Origin of the sequence: Rhodococcus sp. B50 (assembly GCF_013602415.1) — a bacterium.
In the GTDB taxonomy this organism is placed as follows: Bacteria; Actinomycetota; Actinomycetes; order Mycobacteriales; family Mycobacteriaceae; genus Rhodococcus.
This window is the reverse complement of record NZ_WPAG02000002.1, coordinates 1,131,716-1,148,931: the sequence shown is the minus strand read 5'-3', so window position 1 is coordinate 1,148,931 and position 17,216 is coordinate 1,131,716. Positions and strand designations below refer to the sequence as shown.

Sequence of the window (17,216 nt, the reverse complement as noted above, 5' to 3'; positions counted from 1 at the left end):
GTCCATCAGGAGGTAATCGTGGGTGTCGAGGTTTCCGTCGAGGGGCTGACCAAGTCCTTCGGCTCGCAGCGTATCTGGCAGGACGTGACATTGACGCTGCCGGCGGGTGAGGTGTCTGCGCTGCTCGGTCCGTCGGGTACCGGTAAGTCGGTGTTCCTCAAGTCGCTGATCGGTCTGCTGCGTCCGGAGCAGGGTTCGATCGTGATCGACGGCACCGACATCCTGCAGTGCTCCTCGAAGGAGCTCTACGAGATCCGCAAGTTGTTCGGGGTGTTGTTCCAGGACGGTGCGTTGTTCGGGTCGATGAATCTGTACGACAATGTCGCCTTTCCGTTGCGTGAGCACACCCGCAAGTCCGAGTCGGAGATCCGGCAGATCGTGATGAGCAAGCTCGAGCTCGTCGGTCTGCTCGGCGCGGAGGACAAGTTGCCGGGGGAGATCTCCGGTGGGATGCGCAAGCGTGCCGGGTTGGCGCGGGCGTTGGTGCTCGATCCGGAGATCATTCTGGTGGACGAGCCGGATTCGGGTCTGGATCCGGTGCGCACGACCTATATTTCGCAGACGTTGATCGATATCAATGCGGAGATCGATGCGACGATCCTGATCGTGTCGCACAACATCAATCTGGCGCGGACGGTGCCGGACAATATCGGGATGTTGTTCCGTCGGCAGTTGGTGATGTTCGGTCCGCGGGAGGTGTTGTTGACTTCGGATGAGCCGGTGGTCAAGCAGTTCCTCAACGGCACGATGATCGGTCCGATCGGGATGTCGGAGGAGAAGGACGAGGCGACGATGGCGCACGAGCAGGCGCTCGTGGAGGCCGGGCATCATGCCGGTGGGGTGGACGATGTCGAGGGGATCGTGCCGCAGATGCAGGCGACTCCGGGGATGCCGGAGCGGCAGGCGGTGGCGCGTCGGCAGGAGCGGGTGCGTTCGATCCTGCACACTCTGCCCCCGGCCGCCCAGTCCGCCATCCTCGAGGACATGGACACCCCACACCGGGCCCCGACGTTCACGGGTTCCGACGCGCTCACCGAATTGATCCCCGTGGCGCTGCCTAGGTTCGGGACGACAGCGACGGCCGAGGCATCTGCCGGCCGGCCAACCGAGCGACGAGTTCCGCGCGACTACCCGCACCCGTCTTCGCATAGACGGACTTGAGGTGGTCGTGCACCGTGTTCGGCGTGATGCCTCGGTGCCGAGCGATCTCGGCTGTAGAGAGTCCGTTCAGCACGTCGGTGCACACCTCACACTCGCGGGCGGTCAGTGCGTACGCGGCGAACAATACGTCCGTGAGCTCACTGTCGGCCGCGGGTTCGATGGTGACCGCGGTGCGGGACTCGTCTCCGTCGGGGCTCAACGCAGCCGCACGCACGACGATCCAGCCCCCGCCTTCGTTGCGGACCCGAGCACGAAACACCCCGGTCGTACTCGACCGGGCGCCGAATGTCGCCGCCCGCAACAGCAGTGCCAGTCGCACCGGCCCGGCGAGTCGCTCCTCCCAGGCCCTCGCCGCGACGGTCGACGCGACCGGCTCACCCTCAGGATCGGTCACGATGACCGCCGGCCCGGGGTCGCCTCCGGGACGTGCTCGCAAGGAGTGAACGGCGGCCGCGCGGGTCGCGACCGCCACTGCCGGAGCGACCATCGTCAGGAACTCGAGTTCCCGATCGGTGAAGTCCGGACCCGAGCGCACGAAACCGGCCGATCCCCAACACAACCCGTCCGTGGTGAAGACGACCCGCACCTCACGGTCGAGTCCGAGTGGGCGCCATACCGCAGCGTGTCGAAGACTGTGAGCGAGTTCGGTCGACGGTAGATCCGAGGCCCGCACCACCGTTCGCCCACTGCGGGCGATCTCGGCGAACGTCGCGGGATCGTGGCCACCGTACTCCGATTCGGCGAGCAGCGGTTCGTACTCTGCGGGAATCCGGTTGCGCCCACTGGTCATCGAACCGAACGCCAGGGTCAAGGGATCGAACAGCGCCCAGCATGTCAGATCACTGCGCACGATGTGATCGACCAGTTCGATGGCACGCTGGTGCAGTTCGGTGACGCCCGCACCGGTGCCTGCGAACTCCAGGATCTCGCGGCGGAGCCGCTCCGCCCGTACTTCGAGCATGAGCCCAGTATGCGCCGGTCCCAACTGTAGGAGCATCCCCGGTTTCGGGGATGGTTCGGCAGTCCGCCGGCCCCTAGCGTCGCAGTTGTGTCCACATTTCATCTCACACAGGCCGGTACGGGCAGGCGTTTGTCGGTGCCGGACGCCGTCGTCACGATCCTGTCGTCCGGTGAGCGCACCGGCGACGCTTACGAGCTCATGCTGGTGGAGGCGCCCCGAGGCATCCCACCGCCGCTGCACTCGGAACCCTGGCCCAAGACCTACCACCTGCTGCGCGGGCGGATCCTCGTCCTGCTCGACGGCGACGGCTGTGAACTTGCGGCCGGCGACACCCTCACCATCGCGACGGGGACGATGAACAGCTTCTCGGTGCTGACCGACGTCGCGGTCTTCCTTCTCGTCTGTCCCGGTACCGGGATGAGCGGCTTCTTCATCGAGCTCCACGCGCTGGGGGAGGAGCACCTTCCCCGGGAGGTGCTGATGAGCAGGTTCGCGCAGATCGCCGCTCGCTATGGCATCCGGTTCGCCGAGGAGGCCGCGTCATGATCCTGATCGCGCAGCTCGCGGCGCTGGTCGCTGCCGTGGTGCACCTGTTGGCGTTCGCGTGGGAATCGATCCTGTTCCGGCGCCCGAGCATCCACCGGGACCTGTTCCGCGTCCCCACTGCGGATGTTCCGCCGGTGCGGATGTGGGCGTTCAACGTCGGTTTCTACAATCTCTTCCTCGGCTCCGGTGCGATCACCGGGGTGATCCTGTGGTGGACCGGTCACGAGACCCCGGGCCGCACGCTCGTCGTCTATACATGCACTTTCATGTTCCTGGCCGGTATCGCATTGTTCGTCTCGGACCGGATGGCGATGAGCCGCCCACGTGGGGCCGGAGTGGTGGGGGCGCTGTGCCAGAGCGTGCCGTCGCTGGTCGCGCTCGTGGCGCTGGCGTAGAAGCGGCGCGGCCGACGATTTGGTGTTCTCGACCTCGCTCAGCGCGGTCGGGAACCGGATTCGTGGCATGTGTGAACGAGACACGATGCCGTCCTGGCGGTCGGCCGCGGCCGAGCGACAGCGGGGGAGGTGAGTCTGTCCCCGAGCACCGTTCGCGACGCCGACAACCTGCATCGTTTGGTCCTGCCCTCACCGAACGGGTCGTCGATCGCCCACTCGCTGGCCGCGTCGTCGACTGTCGTCGTCGGAGCGTGCCTGCGCAATGCCACCGAGGTGGCGAGATGGATCGTGGAAGCGCTGGCGGAGGGGGCGGCCGTGGCAGTGATCGCCGCCGGGGAGAAGTGGCCCGACGGGTCCCTGCGACCGTGCGTCGAAGATCTGTGGGGTGCGGGCGCGGTGCTCGCCGACGTGTTGGTTCGGCGTCCGGAACTGGCCGCGTCGACCGAGGCCGCGATGGCAGTGGCCGCCTGGCATGCAGTTCGAGGCAATGTGAACTCGTCATTGGAAGCATGCGCATCCGGTCGGGAGCTGATCGACATGGGATACGAATCCGACGTCGCCGTGGCGGCGGAGGTCGATCGGAGTGCGACCGTGCCCGTGCTCGTCGACGATCGCTTCGTGGACAACAGGCGATAGACGATTCGGGTGGCTTCGACCCCGCTTTCCGGGGCCTGAACCACTCGAATCGCCCCTACCCGTCTAGCCCTTCTCGTCCGAGGTGCGCACGGCGGGAATGGAACCGAAACGCCCCGCCTGGAAATCCTCCATCGCTTCGATGATTTCGGCGCGGGTGTTCATGACGAACGGGCCGGCCATGACGACGCGTTCACGAATCGGCTTGCCTCCGAGCACGAACACCTCGACGGCGTCGGTGCGTGAATCCTGCGTCGCGGCAGCGGAGATGGTCAGGCTCTCACCCCTGCCGAAGACGGCCGTCTGTCCGGTCCGGATCGGACGGTGTTCCGATCCGACCGCGCCGCCGCCGGCAAGCACGTATGCCAGGGCGTTGAACTCGGGGTTCCACGGCAGGGTGACGCTCGCCCCCGGCGCCACGGTCGCGTGCAGCAGGGTGATGGGCGTGTACGTCGAACCCGGTCCGCGGTGCCCGTCGAGTTCTCCGGCGATCACCCGGATGAGCGCACCGCCGTCGGCCGAGGACAACAGTGCGACCTCGGTGCCTCCGATGTCCTGGTACCGCGGGGCGACGAACTTCTCGGCCTTGGGCAGATTCACCCACAGCTGCACGCCGTGGAACAGTCCGCCGCTGATCACCAGGTGTTCCGGGGGTGCTTCGATGTGCAGGATGCCGCTGCCGGCGGTCATCCATTGGGTGTCGCCGCCACCGATCGTGCCGCCGCCTCCGTGGGAGTCGCGATGCTGCATGATGCCGTCGATCATGTAGGTGACGGTCTCGAAGCCGCGATGCGGATGCCAGGGTGTGCCTTTCGGTTCGCCGGGCGCGTAGTTCACCTCGCCCATCTGATCCATGTGGATGAACGGGTCGAGGTGCTTGGTCTCGATGCCCGCGAACGCACGGCGGACGGGGAAGCCTTCGCCTTCGAAGCCGCGCGGGGCGGTGGTCACCGACAGGACGGGACGGGAGAGTGCATCGGGCGTGGGCTCTTCGACGCGAGGAAGAGCAAGAACGTTGTCGACGGTTACGGCGGGCACGGTAACCCCTCTCGGTCATGTAGTTGCGTTGTCAACTACCTTATCGCACTCAACCGCTGTCCTTCTCGAGTTGTTCCCGCCGAAAGTGTGCCGACGCATCCACGACTTGACCCTGACGTAGCGTCAGGGTTGATGCTGAAGCCATGAGGATCAGCGACTTGGCTCAGGCCGCAGGAACCACCGTTCGCGCCGTCCGGCACTACCACCGCCTCGGACTGATGCCCGAGCCCCCGCGAACACCCAACGGATACCGGGACTACGAACTCGCCGACCTGGTCCGCCTGCTGCGCATTCGCTGGCTCGCCCAGTCAGGTGTTCCGCTGGGTTCGGTGGCGACGGTCCTCGGCGGGCGCTTCACCGACGGCAACGACCGCGACGCCGGGTCCGATCTCACCGCGGACCTCGAATCGCTGCTCGAGGCGGCGGATTCCCAGATCCGGACCCTCCAGGTCAAGCGTGACGCCCTCGCTGCGATTCTGGAGCGTCACCGCGCCGGCGACCGACTCTCGCCCTTGCCGTCACCGATCGTCGATGCGTTCGACGAACTCATCGACGGCGAAGGCGACCCGCACACCCGCACCCTGTTCGTGCGCGAGCGCGACAGCTGGGAGATGCTCGCACTCACCGGGCAGGCCCCGCCGGAATACCTCGACGCACTGCGAACCTTGCTCGACGATCCCGACCGACGGCACGCGATGGTCACGGTCTACCGACGATTCGGTGCGCTCGCCGGGCAGGATCCCACCACGGCGGCCGATGAGATCACCGCAGTGGTCGACGGTATGACGGGACTCCTCTGTGACATCCCGATCATGGTGGAGGTGCTCGGCTCGTGGGCGGTCGAGGCGGCGACGGCCCTCGAATCGAACACGGATGTGCTTGCCGAGTTCCTCCCGGATCCGGCGCAGCAGGCCGTCGCCATAGGGTTTGTCCGGCGCCTCGCCGCACAGTCGGGGGCGCAGCAGGGCGGAGCGCAGGCATGACCGAGCGCACCGTCCGGCTCGTCCACCAGGCCACACTCGTCCTCACGGTGTTGGTGGCCTGCACGAACGCCGCCTTTGCCGCGTTCGGCGTTCTCACTCCGGCAACCGCCCTGAGGGTCTGGCTCGGATTCGAGCTGCCTTTCGGGGCCTTGGTCCTGATCGTCGGAGCACTGCGCGTCCGAGTTCTGCGCCGATCCGGAACACAGTGGGCGGGGGTGCTCGACGAGCTCGTCGGCCGCGTGCCGGCGACCCTGATGCGCGCGGAACTGAGAAGCTACCGCGCACTGTGGTTCCTGATACGAGGGCATCGCGTCGGCGCAGGTCCAGGGATGACGACGATCGGTTACACCCGCGGCACCATGAGCGTGCCGATCGCGTGGCTCGTGGCGTCGGTCATCGAGATCGCGGTGGTCCACATACTCGTGCCCTGGGGATGGCTGCGCTGGACGTTGCTGATCATTTCGGTGTACGCGCTCCTACCCCTGGTCGGCCGGCTCGCGGATCGCGTCGTCCACCCGCACCTGGTGGCGCCAGACGGATTGGTCCTTCGCTCCGGACATCAGATCGTGGCTCGTATCGAGCCCGACAACCTGCGGCGATGCATTCCGCGGCGCCGGTTCCAGCCGACGGAGACGGGCGGGGACGACGAGATACTGTTCCTGCCCGGACCCGATGGCACCAATCTCGACCTCGTGCTCGCCGAACCCGTCGACGTCGTGTTGCCGGCCTTCTTCGAACACCGTCGCCGTTCGGCGCTCGTGAGTCGATTCTCGATCCACGTCGACGATCCCGCAGCAGCGCGCCGAGTGCTCGACGCTGTGCTCCTCGCGCCTGACACGACGAGGTGAAGTCGTCGATTCCGCTCACCGAATCCGTTCCGCAGGCGCCGAACTGCGCTTATCGTGGATGCGACGAACGGAGACAGCGTGTCCGGCAGTTCATCCCGAGCCCTCCGCGCTCGCGTCGTTGCTGCGATCGCGTTCCTGTGCGCGAGCGTCACGATCGCCGTGCCCCCGGCTGCGAGCGCCGAACCCGCGTTGTGCGCGTGGCGGTTCATGTCGAACGAGACGGTGCTCAACGTCGCGTTCCCCGATGTCAACGCCACCTACTGGGTGCTGCCCTATGCGCTGGGCCCGGGCGATTCTATCGAGGTGTCCGGCACCTATCCGGCCGCGCGGTACTTCTCGCTCAACACCTACGGCACGAACTTCGACACCGTCGATACGCTGCGCGACGACATGATCGTTCCGGATCCGGGTAGCGGGAATCCGTTCGCTGATGCGGCGGCTCGGAATCTTCCTCCGTCGCAGCAGAAGTGGCATGCCACCGTGGTCGCAGGACCGGCGGACCACGCGCGCAACGAGATCCGCGGAGTTCCGGCGGGACAGAGTACCCCGGTGGGCTTCCTGATCATCCGCGTGTACGTGCCCGATGACGCAGCGTCCGTCAGCGGCGGTGTGCCGTTGCCCGAGGTGACCATGCGCCTCGGTGGGGCGACGATGCTCAGGCAGCCGTGCGAGCAGCCGTTCGACCCGAACTCCTACACCGGACCCGTCGCACAGCTTGCGCAGGCAGGTTTCAACCAGGTCATCGCCAGTGCGGCGAGTGGTGCGTTCCCCGGTGGCACACCGGAGACGGTGTTCGTGAACCCGGCGAGTTCGTCGGGTCTGTTCCCCAACGGCGACAACAAGTATCTCGGAACGGCGCTGACCTACCAGCCAGGGCGGATCGTCGTGGTGCGGGGCAAGGCTCCGCTGTTCCCCGACACCCGCGCGGGAGTGCCGGCCACGGATCCGGATCAACAGGTGCGGTACTGGTCGATGTGTCAGAACGATCTGGTCTCGCCGTACCCGGTGGTGGCGTGCGCCGGCGACTTCGAGACCGCGCTCGACGCGTCGGGCTACTACACGTACGCGATCGCCGCACCCGCCGACCTTCCCTGGGTCACCGATCCGACCGTGACCGTGCTGCCGTGGGGCGATACCGCCGTGCCGAAGAAGGTGCTGTTCCTGCGCTACATGCTGCCGACATCCGCGTTCTACCCGCAGTCCATCCAGGCCTCGCAGGCGACCGGTGCGGATCCTGCGGCGGTGATGGGCCCGTACTATCCCGAGGCCGTGTACTGCTCCGCGACGACCTTCGTCGCCGGCGGCTATGCGGCATGCCGGGACGAAGCCGCAGGCTGACTTCGGGCTCTCGGGCTCTCGGGGTCTCTGGCTCTCGGGCACGGCACCTCGACGGGGGTGTGGTGATCGGACACTGCGCGCGTGGGTTTTCTGGTAGACGAGTGCAATGAGCGATGACGCCCGACGCGATACTCCGTCGAAGGACGCGCGTGCCACCGACGTGAAGGAACTCGTGGTGGTGGTCGGTGAGCGGCTGCAACGGCGGTCCGACGAGATCGCCGCGAGTATGGACACCGCGATCGAGTCGGCCGTCGAGGATCTCGGCGAGCCCGAATTGACCGACATGCTGCGGGCGAGCGTGGAGGGCAACGTCGCGACCATCCTCCACATGATCCGCAACGACATACCGCTCGACCGGATCCAGCCCATCACCGCGGCGACCGAGTATGCTGCCAGGCTCGCGCGACACGGCGTTCCCGCGGCGGCGCTGCGCCGGGCCTATCACATCGGCTCGGACGACCTGTTCAACCAGATGTTCGCGGAGATCCAGCAACTCGACTGTGCGCCCGATCTGAAACTCGAGCTCCTCCACTACCTGGCCGGGTGGATGCACAGGTATGTGGACTGGATGACGCGGGTCGTGCTCGAGGCCCACGAGGAGGAGCAGTTGGCTCTGCTCCAGCAGTCGGAAAACGTGACATCAGCGCTGGTGGGGCAGGTGTTGAGTGGCGGAACGTTCGACGCCGGGGAGTTCGCAACGAAGACGGGCTATCGGCTCGACGTTTCCCACCTCGGTGCCGTCGTATGGATCGAAGGTCCCGCTCAGGGCGCGGACCAGACCCACACGCTCGCTGCGGCAGCAGAGGCTCTCGCTGTTGCCGGTCGGGGAACGACCCCACTGTTCGTGCCGGTCGATCGGCGCACGGCCTGGGTGTGGACCATGCTGCAGACAGGCGCAACCGTGGACGTACCGCGCCTTCGGTCGGCGGTGCAGACGGTCCCCGGATTGCGCGTGGCGCTCGGCAAACCGGCCGGCGGCGTGGCGGGATTCCGTCGTAGCCACGAGCAGGCCGAGTCGGTGCGGATCGTCGCGAGCACTGCGACCGTTCCCGACAGCCGGATGGTGTACTACGGCGAGGACGGTATGTCCGCTACGGCGGTGCTGGCCCGCGATCTCGCGACCACCAGGCGGTTCGTCGCGGACACCCTCGGCAGGCTTGCCGCCGACACACCGGCCGCCGAACGACTGCGGGAAACGACGAGGGTCTTCATGCGGACCGGCGGCAGCTACGTGCACACGTCCGAAGAACTGGTGCTTCATCGGAATACTGTGAAATACCGACTGCACAAGGCAGAGGAGGAGCGAGGGCGCTCCCTGTCCGAGAACAGGTTGGATCTCGAATTGGCATTGCACGTGTGTCATGTACTCGGACGACCTGTGCTGTTGCGGACGACGGGACGTCCGTCGGGCCGCTGACCGCGCTTTTGTGCAATTTCGCCAAAGCAGGACCGGAACTTGGTTCCACTCGAACGTGTCCTGAGTCACTCCGGACGCATAGTGTTGGGCATCACAACCGATACGTGCTCGTCGGCCCGAGGAGCTGTAGATGTCCTTCCCTCGCTTTCCCTTCCTCCCCTGGAACGTCCCCGCCGGGGATCGCTCTCGTACGGCGGTCCGAGACGACAGGCTCGAGCTCACCTACGCCCAGATCGACGACCGAACCCGTGCTGTCGCAGCGCAGTTCGCACGTCACGGTGTCGCCCCGGGCGACGTTGTCGCGATCATGCTGCCGAATCGGGTCGAGTTGCTGGTCGCGATGCTCGCGGCCTGGCGTCTCGGGGCAGCCGCAACACCCGTCAATCCGGCGTTCACGGAATCGGAAGCGGCCTACCAGATCTCCGATTCGGGCGCTGTCCTCGTCGTCAACGACGGAGCTGATGCGCCCGACGGCGGCCGGCCGAGCATCGCCGTCGACGATCTCGCCCGCGAGGGCGACGGACCCGACCCCGTGAACCTTCGCGGAGACGAACTGAGCCTGGTCATCTACACCAGCGGATCGACCGGCAAGCCGAAGGGCGTGATGCTCGATCACGACAACGCCGAGGCGATGTCGTCGACGATGGCGCAACATTTCCGTCTCACCGCAGACGACCACTGCATGCTGGTCCTGCCGCTGTTCCACGTGAACGCCATCATGGTGAGCGCACTCGCGATATGGCGCTCACTCGGACAGCTCAGCGTGATCGGATCCTTCTCCGCGAGCCGGTTCTTCGATCACGTGGAAAAGCTCCGCCCCACATACTTTTCCGCCGTACCCGCGATCTACGCGATGCTCGCCGCCCTGCCCGATACCGTGCGCCCCGACACCTCGTCGCTGCGGTTCGTCGTGTGTGGCGCCGCACCGGTCTCCGAGGAGCTGCTGCAGCGCTGCCACGACCGCTTCGGATTCGTCATGGTCGAAGGATACGGACTCACCGAAGCGACCTGCGCGTCCGCCTGCAATCCCGTCGCCGGTGTGCGCAAGCTCGGAACGGTCGGCCCCGCCCTGCCCGGACAGCGCATCGGCATCATGTCTCCCGACGGTGAGCTGCTGGCACCCGGTGAAGCTGGGGAAGTGGTCATCGCGGGACCCACCGTCATGCGCGGCTATCTGAACCGCCCCGACGCGACCGCCGAGACCGTCCGCGACGGTTGGCTACATACCGGAGACATCGGGATCCTGGACGAGGACGGCTATCTGCGCATCGTCGACCGCATCAAGGACATGATCATCCGCGGCGGCGAGAACATCTACCCCAAGGAGATCGAAACCGTCCTGACCTCGATGGACGGCGTTCTCGAAGCGGCAGTCGTCGCTCGGCCCGACCCGGTCCTCGGGGAGGTTCCCGTCGCGTACGTGGTGCTGTATCCGGATGCGACGACGGCGGCGGCGGACCTTGTCGATCACTGCCGGCGACAGCTGATGCGGGCGAAGGTGCCCGAGCGGATCGACATCCTCGACGCGCTACCGAAGAACCCCGTCGGCAAGATCGACAAACCGTCGCTCAGGCGCAGTTTGCAGCACGCCTGACCTCACCCCGCATTCCGCATCGACGCGAGTGACCCCTCGCGATGATCAACCCTGCTTACTTTCAGGAGTCACAATGGGATTCAAGACGGCAGACATGCCACCGGTCGACCCCGCCACCTACGACGACATGCCCTTCATGGAACGCATGCGCGTCCTTGCAACCCACTGGGCCGAGTACGGATTCGGCGGTCCGAAACAGATGCACATGCTTTATGTGTACAAACTGATCTTCTACATCCTCGGCGGCGTCGCAGTCGTCGGAATCACTACTCCCGGTCTGAGTTTCGGAGACTTCGCGGGTTGGTGGGGTGAGCCGATCGTCTACCAGAAGCTGATGGTGTGGACCATCCTGTTCGAGATCACCGGTTACGCCTCGTCCTCGGGACCCTTGGCTTTCAAGTTCAAGCCGTTCACCGGTGGCTGGCGCTATTGGACCCGTCGCGACACACTACGGCTTCCACCGTGGCCGAAGGTGGTGCCGTTCACCCGGGGGGACCACCGCACCGCCGTCGACGTGGGAATCTACTTCGCGCTCTTGGCGACGCTGTTGTTCCTGCTGATCGGACCCGGTGTGACGACCAGTGCCCTGCCCGGCAGCGAGGCCGGGCTGTTGCCGCAGTGGGCACTGCTGACCTACGTCGGCCTCATCATCCTCATGGGCCTGCGCGATCGAGTGGTGTTCCTGGCTGCACGCTCGGAACAGTACGTCGCCGTGATGTTCTTCTTCGGCGTCTTCGGCAACCACGTCGACATGATCCTGGCCGCGAAGATCGCCCTGGTCACCGTGTGGTTCGGTGCGGGCGTGTCGAAGTTCGGTCACCACTTCACCAACGTGATCCCGCCGATGCTGAGCAACACCCCGTGGATCACGTCCAAGCGGTTCAAGCGCTCGCTCTACCGCAATTTCCCGGAGGACCTGCGCCCGTCCAAGATCAGCTGGTTCCTCGCCCACGTCTGCGGCACCGTCGTCGAACTTGTAGTCCCGCTGGTATTGCTGTTCTCCACGAACATGACGATTACCTGGCTCGCCATCATCGGCATGGTCATGTTCCACATCTTCATCACTTCGACCTTCCCGCTCGCGGTGCCGCTGGAATGGAATGTGTTCTACATGTTCGCCGCGGTCTGGCTCTTCGGCGGGTTCCCCGCCGGCGCCGGTTACGGGCTCGGTGATGTCAGCTCCGTCTGGATGCTCGTGCCGATTCTCACGGCGTTCCTGCTGTTCCCCATCCTCGGGAACCTGCGCCCCGATCTCGTCTCCTTCCTGCCCTCGATGCGTCAGTACGCGGGCAACTGGGCCTCGGCGTTGTGGGCCTTCCGCGGCGACGAGGCGGAGAACAAGCTCAACGAGAACCTCACCAAGTTCAACGCCAACCAGATCGACCAGCTGGGCGGGGCGTACGGCAAGGAGGTCGCCGAGATCTTCATGCAGAAGGCGGTCGCGTGGCGCACCATGCACAGCCAGGGCCGCGGTCTGATGTCGCTGATGATGCGGCATCTCGACAAACTCGAGAACTACCGGATCCGCGAGGCGGAGTTCACCTGCACCACGCTTGTGGGCTGGCAGTTCGGTGACGGTCACCTCCACAACGAGCAGACGATCACCGCGGTGCAGAAGCGGTGCCGATTCGAGCCGGGAGAATGCGTCGTGGTGTGGATCGAATCCCAACCGATCCATCGGAAGACCCTGGATTACAAGGTGATCGACGCTGCGCTCGGTGTCGTCGAGCGTGGGCACTACCACATCGAGGATGCGGTCTCGGAGCAGCCGTGGCTGCCCAACGGCCCGATCCGGCACACCGTCACGTGGCGGAGGTCCGGCTACGAACCGGCCGGGACGACCTACCTCCACCCGCAGGTCGAGCCGGACCGTGTCAAGGTTGGAGCATGACCGACGCGGTGATAGTCGGCAGCGGGCCCAACGGGCTCGCTGCCGCCGTCGTCCTCTCCTCCGAGGGCGTACGGGTACGAGTGCTTGAAGCAGCCGGGACGATCGGTGGCGGCACCCGGAGCAGCGAACTGACCCTGCCGGGCCTGCTCCACGACGAATGCAGCGGCTTCCACCCCTTGGCCGTGGACACACCGTTCAGCCGGCAGTACGACCTCGCGGCACACGGCCTGACCTGGTTGTGGCCCGAGATTCAGTACTCTCATCCGCTCGATGGCGGACATGGTGGTGCGGCCTACCGATCCGTGGAGGACACCGCGGCAGCGCTGGGGACGGATGCGGCCGCGTGGCGTCGCATCTTCGGTTCGCTGACCGACCGCTTCACCGGTATCACCGAGGATTTCCTTCGCCCGATGCTCCATGTGCCGGCCCATCCGGCGCTGCTCGCCCGGTTCGGAGTGTTCGCCGCGATGCCGGCGGAGGTGCTTGCGCGCGCGTGGTCCACGCCCGAAGCGCGCGCCTTGTTCGGTGGGGTAGCGGCCCACGCACTACGTCCCTTGGCGTCGCCGATGTCCTCGGCGATCGGTGTCGCGCTGGGAACCGCGGCGCATGCCTACGGATGGCCGGTGGCACAGGGCGGGTCACGCGCCATCTCCGCGGCGATGGTCTCGCTGGTCGAGAAGAACGGCGGCACCATCGAAACCGGTGTGCGGGTCGAGTCCCTCGGCGAAGTCGGCAATCCCGACTTGGTGCTTCTCGACACCTCACCCGCCGATGCTGTGCGGATCGTCGGCGACCGTCTGCCGCGGCGAACCGCTCGTGCCTATCGTCGTTACAAGCACGGTCCCGGCGCGTTCAAGGTCGAATACGCCATCGAAGGCACCGTGCCGTGGCAGCACGATCCGTCCCGCCGCGCGGGCACCGTTCACGTCTGCGGTTCGTTCGCCGAGACAGCTGCGGCAGAACGCCAGGTGAACCGCGGCATCATGCCGGGCCGTCCCTACGTACTGGTGGGACAACAGTTCGTGGCCGACCCGTCGCGCTCGAGAGGAGGCCTGAACCCGCTCTACGCCTACGCGCATGTTCCGAGCGGGTACACCGGGGACGCAACCGAGGCGATCACCGCGCAGATCGAACGTTTCGCCCCAGGCTTCCGCGATACGATCCGCGCCGTGCACGTGCGCACGACGACCGACATGTCCGTCCACAACGCGAACTATGTCGGAGGCGACATCGTCACCGGCGCCAACACCGCGGTGCAACTCGTTCTCCGGCCCCGGCCGGCCCTCGATCCGTACGCGACCGGCGTTCCCGGCGTGTATCTGTGCTCGGCCGCGACCCCACCGGGTGCCGGAGCGCACGGGATGTGCGGGTACCACGCGGCCCGGTCGGCGCTGGCCTATCTGGCGAGGTGAACCGGATACCGAAGGCGCGAACACTGTGTGCGCCTTCGGTATCCGTTCTGTCCGAGGTGCTACCGCGTCGACATGCAGCGGCCTGCTGCTGCGGCACTGTAGTCCGCGAGCTTCTGCACACCGGATGCGTACAGACGCCTACCGAAGATCAATGACACGATCGCGAGTGCGTAGACCAGCGGGGCCAATTGAAGTGCGGCGAGCAGACCCAGGCGATCGGCGAGGACCCCGACGACGAACGGTCCGGTTGCCAATCCGAGCACGTTGTTGGCGACGGTGAGGGTGCCGAGTGCGGAGGCCCGGACCGACTCGTGGGTCAGCCGTGCCACCATGGCTGCGGTGGAGCCGGAGGACCCGGCGGCGAAGAAGGCGCCGATTCCGATGAGCGTCAATTGCGCCGGTCCGGGTGTCAGCTGGAATCCGATGCCGAGGGACACCAGCGAGATGACACAGAATGCGATGGCGCTGGTCCACTTCGCCGACGGGTTGGTGCGGCTGACCCGGTCGGTGATCACCCCGCACACCACCATGCCGGTACCGATCAGCAGTACGAAGATCGACGCGACCATCCCGGCCTTGTCGGGGGCGAGGCCGTACTCGCGGTTGAAGAAGCTGGGGGTCCATGCCAACAACACCGCGGCGGTGAACATCTGCAGGCCGCCACCGAGATAGGCGCACCAAACCGCAGGGCTGGTGAACAGTGTCGAGATCGGCACCCGGATGGTCGGTGAATCGGAACGAGTGGGTGGTTCGGATGGCTGTGCGTCCTGATAGATCTTGTGCGCTGCCAGTCTGCGTTCGGTGACCAGGGCGCGGAACAGGGCGACGAGGATCAGGCCGAGCACGGCCATGGCCGCGAACGACCACCGCCAGCTCAGGTGTACCGCGATGACGCCGCCGAGCGCTACGCCGATGACCGAACCGAACGAGCCACCGGCCATGAAGGCGCCGCTGAGCGCGGAATGGACCCGCGGGACGAAAACGCTCAGGATGACAGCGATTCCGACGCTGCCGTAAGCGGCCTCACCCACGCCGACCAGGAAGCGAGCGATCAGCAACTGTTCGTAGTTGGCTGCCACGGCGCAGAACAGCGTCGCGATGCTCCAGATCACCGCCATCAGGGTGAGGCTCCGCACGCGACCCCAACGATCGGCGAGGAGCGACAGTGGGAAGGTCAACAGGCCGACCATGAGGGCGACGATGCTGGTGAGCGACGCGAGTTGCGAATCGGACAGGGCCCAATCCGCTTTCAGGAACGGGAAGACCGCGCTGAGCACCTGGCGGGACATGTAGTCGGACAGCAGTAGCGCGAACGTCAGCGCGAAGACCAGCCAGGGGTACGGGATCCGCCTGCGCGGGTGCCTCTCGGGGGTGGTGTCGCCGGGGGTCGTCTCGATACCCGGAGGCCTTCGGTCGAGTTCGACGGAGGTGTCGATCGAGGTGGGGAGAATTCCCATGGATGCTCCTCGGTAGGGAAGGGTATGGGTCAGGAGTCGGTGTGGCGGGTACGCTGCGCCTCGAGTTCCTCCGCCAGAATCGGAACACCGAGATTGCAGGCATGGATCCGGGGAAAGCTGACCATCTGCACGACGGTGACGACCTCGTCGCCATGAACTGCTCCATCCACTCCGGATCCCAATCGGACAGGTTGTCCCACAAAGATTTCCGATGTCACTGTCGGCGCGTGGCGTCCAGGATTGGGGTAGCGTCGGCTTCTGTCGTCACGCGGGACTCGTTTCACGCGAAGGAAGTAAGAGGTGGCGGGGCTTGCACGCCTGTCCACGGTTGTCGTGGTGCACATCACATTAATCGGTGCGCTACGCCCTTACTTATCCCGTGGGGACGTCCTTCTGTACGTTTCGGGACATTCACGGTTCGGAGCGCTTGCGCCATTCCCGGGGAGTCATGCCGAAGCGACGCGTGAACCAGCGCGAGAAGCCGCTCGGAGCCGAGAACGACAACATCTCGGAGATCTCGGCGAAGGTATGGCGCCCGCTCGTCACCAGCCGTTGGGCGAGTTCGGCGCGGGTGTCGTCGACGACTGCGGTGAAGGTCTGCCCCGACCTGGCCAGGTGCCGGTGGACGGTGCGGCGGTCCACGCCGAGGCTCGCCGCGACCTGCTCGACGGAGCACCGCCCGGTCGGTAACAGCAGTTCGACGAGTTCCCGGACCCGCCGATCGAGCGTGGGGGTCTCGGACGCCGAGAGGTCGTCGAGGACCTGCTGCGAATAACTGCGAAGGACGGGATCGGAGAGACGATTGGGCAGATCCAGATCACCGGTGTACATGACGATCCCGGAATAGTTGCCACCGAAGACCAGGGGTGCGTCGAAGACGCGACGGTGCGTGCTGTCGTCGCCGGGCCTCCGGTGTTCGAAGCACACCGACACGGGCCGCCAACGGTCGCCGAGCAGGTATTGCAGGAGTTGATGGATGACCGCGACCGCGAGTTCTGTGGCCTGACGCACGGGCATGGGTTCGCCCGGTTCGACGCGCAGAACGATCGTGGACAGGCCGTCGCGTTCGGTGACGTCGATGAACAATGCCTCGTTGTAGGTGTGCTGGAAGCGGATCAGCATGCGCAGGGCGCTGCGGGCGTTCGGCTCGTCACGGATCGCCACGCTCAGGGGGCCGAGCGTCGACAGGCGTCGTCGTTCGGCGAGCCTCAGCGCGAAATCCTGGTGAGCGGTGACGGCAGCGGACAATTCCAGCAATCGGACGATCGACGCGGCCGGCACCCATCGGTCCTGCAGGTCCAGACCTGCCGGGTCCAGATCCTCACTCCGTAACAGTTCGATCGGGTCGACCGAGAGCGAACGTGCCAGGTCGACGAACCCCGTCAGGGTGGCGTAGCGCGCCAGAGGCTTCGGCAGTGTCATTGCGGCATCTCCTCGGTCTCACCGCTGCGGCGGCAGAAAGGTGCCTGTCCCCAAATGGCAACAAGTATGTCCCCTGAGGGTAAGTATTCCTCGTGTTCCCTGATTAATCTCGTGTTATCG

Annotated in this window: 16 protein-coding genes; 11 read left to right on the top strand and 5 right to left on the bottom strand. The window is 65.9% G+C overall.

Going from position 1 to position 17,216, the window contains the following annotated elements; all coding sequences use genetic code 11:
• The first annotated feature begins 18 nt into the window (after window positions 1-18).
• Window positions 19-1,161 (top strand): ABC transporter ATP-binding protein, encoded by a 1,143-nt coding sequence (locus tag GON09_RS05655; RefSeq protein WP_307854322.1) that lies wholly within the window; start codon window positions 19-21, stop codon window positions 1,159-1,161.
• Here the strand turns inward: GON09_RS05655 and GON09_RS05650 are convergent.
• A complete protein-coding gene (locus tag GON09_RS05650) occupies window positions 1,058-2,122 on the bottom strand; it encodes a helix-turn-helix transcriptional regulator (protein WP_213930963.1) in 1,065 nt (354 codons plus the stop codon). The genes GON09_RS05655 and GON09_RS05650 overlap by 104 nt on opposite strands.
• Window positions 2,123-2,209: 87 nt before the next feature.
• On the opposite strand from GON09_RS05650, the gene GON09_RS05645 reads away from it, so the two are divergent.
• From GON09_RS05645 to GON09_RS05635, 3 genes are all read left to right on the top strand, one after another.
• Window positions 2,210-2,668: a hypothetical protein gene (locus tag GON09_RS05645; RefSeq protein ID WP_213930962.1), complete on the top strand. Its 459-nt coding sequence runs from the start codon at window positions 2,210-2,212 to the stop codon at window positions 2,666-2,668.
• The gene (locus GON09_RS05640; protein WP_213930961.1) at window positions 2,665-3,063 is read left to right on the top strand and encodes a DUF1304 domain-containing protein; all 399 of its coding nucleotides are present in this window, start codon (window positions 2,665-2,667) and stop codon (window positions 3,061-3,063) included. Before GON09_RS05645 ends, GON09_RS05640 begins: the two co-directional genes overlap by 4 nt.
• Before the next feature lie 129 nt (window positions 3,064-3,192).
• Window positions 3,193-3,699, top strand: coding sequence for a 2-phosphosulfolactate phosphatase (locus GON09_RS05635; RefSeq protein WP_307854321.1), 507 nt, complete (start codon window positions 3,193-3,195; stop codon window positions 3,697-3,699).
• Between the two features lie 63 nt (window positions 3,700-3,762).
• Here the strand turns inward: GON09_RS05635 and GON09_RS05630 are convergent, their stop codons facing one another.
• On the bottom strand, window positions 3,763-4,734 hold the full coding sequence (locus tag GON09_RS05630; RefSeq protein ID WP_213930960.1) for a pirin family protein: 972 nt from the start codon (window positions 4,732-4,734) through the stop codon (window positions 3,763-3,765).
• A 143-nt stretch (window positions 4,735-4,877) separates the two neighbouring features.
• Between GON09_RS05630 and GON09_RS05625 the strand changes: the two genes are divergently transcribed.
• The 7 genes from GON09_RS05625 to GON09_RS05595 all read left to right on the top strand — a co-directional run bounded on the left by GON09_RS05625 (window position 4,878) and on the right by GON09_RS05595 (window position 14,217).
• On the top strand, window positions 4,878-5,717 hold the full coding sequence (locus tag GON09_RS05625) for a MerR family transcriptional regulator (RefSeq protein WP_213930959.1): 840 nt from the start codon (window positions 4,878-4,880) through the stop codon (window positions 5,715-5,717).
• Window positions 5,714-6,565, top strand: a complete 852-nt coding sequence (locus GON09_RS05620) for a hypothetical protein (protein ID WP_213930958.1) — start codon at window positions 5,714-5,716, stop codon at window positions 6,563-6,565. Before GON09_RS05625 ends, GON09_RS05620 begins: the two co-directional genes overlap by 4 nt.
• Window positions 6,566-6,643: 78 nt before the next feature.
• On the top strand, window positions 6,644-7,903 hold the full coding sequence (locus tag GON09_RS05615) for a hypothetical protein (protein ID WP_374195281.1): 1,260 nt from the start codon (window positions 6,644-6,646) through the stop codon (window positions 7,901-7,903).
• Between the two features lie 106 nt (window positions 7,904-8,009).
• The gene (locus tag GON09_RS05610; protein ID WP_213930956.1) at window positions 8,010-9,320 is read left to right on the top strand and encodes a PucR family transcriptional regulator; all 1,311 of its coding nucleotides are present in this window, start codon (window positions 8,010-8,012) and stop codon (window positions 9,318-9,320) included.
• A 130-nt stretch (window positions 9,321-9,450) separates the two neighbouring features.
• Window positions 9,451-10,914 (top strand): class I adenylate-forming enzyme family protein, encoded by a 1,464-nt coding sequence (locus GON09_RS05605; protein ID WP_213930955.1) that lies wholly within the window; start codon window positions 9,451-9,453, stop codon window positions 10,912-10,914.
• A 73-nt stretch (window positions 10,915-10,987) separates the two neighbouring features.
• Window positions 10,988-12,805: a DUF3556 domain-containing protein gene (locus tag GON09_RS05600; protein ID WP_213930954.1), complete on the top strand. Its 1,818-nt coding sequence runs from the start codon at window positions 10,988-10,990 to the stop codon at window positions 12,803-12,805.
• Window positions 12,802-14,217: a phytoene desaturase family protein gene (locus tag GON09_RS05595; RefSeq protein ID WP_213930953.1), complete on the top strand. Its 1,416-nt coding sequence runs from the start codon at window positions 12,802-12,804 to the stop codon at window positions 14,215-14,217. Before GON09_RS05600 ends, GON09_RS05595 begins: the two co-directional genes overlap by 4 nt.
• 59 nt (window positions 14,218-14,276) lie before the next feature.
• On the opposite strand, the gene GON09_RS05590 is transcribed toward GON09_RS05595, so the two are convergent.
• The 3 genes from GON09_RS05590 to GON09_RS05580 form a co-directional block, all read right to left on the bottom strand.
• Complete coding sequence (locus tag GON09_RS05590) at window positions 14,277-15,674, bottom strand: MFS transporter (protein WP_213930952.1); 1,398 nt, start codon at window positions 15,672-15,674, stop codon at window positions 14,277-14,279.
• 29 nt (window positions 15,675-15,703) lie between these two features.
• The gene (locus GON09_RS28290; RefSeq protein ID WP_244865398.1) at window positions 15,704-15,844 is read right to left on the bottom strand and encodes a hypothetical protein; all 141 of its coding nucleotides are present in this window, start codon (window positions 15,842-15,844) and stop codon (window positions 15,704-15,706) included.
• 241 nt (window positions 15,845-16,085) lie between these two features.
• Complete coding sequence (locus tag GON09_RS05580; RefSeq protein WP_213930951.1) at window positions 16,086-17,096, bottom strand: AraC family transcriptional regulator; 1,011 nt, start codon at window positions 17,094-17,096, stop codon at window positions 16,086-16,088.
• Window positions 17,097-17,216 lie beyond the last annotated feature (120 nt).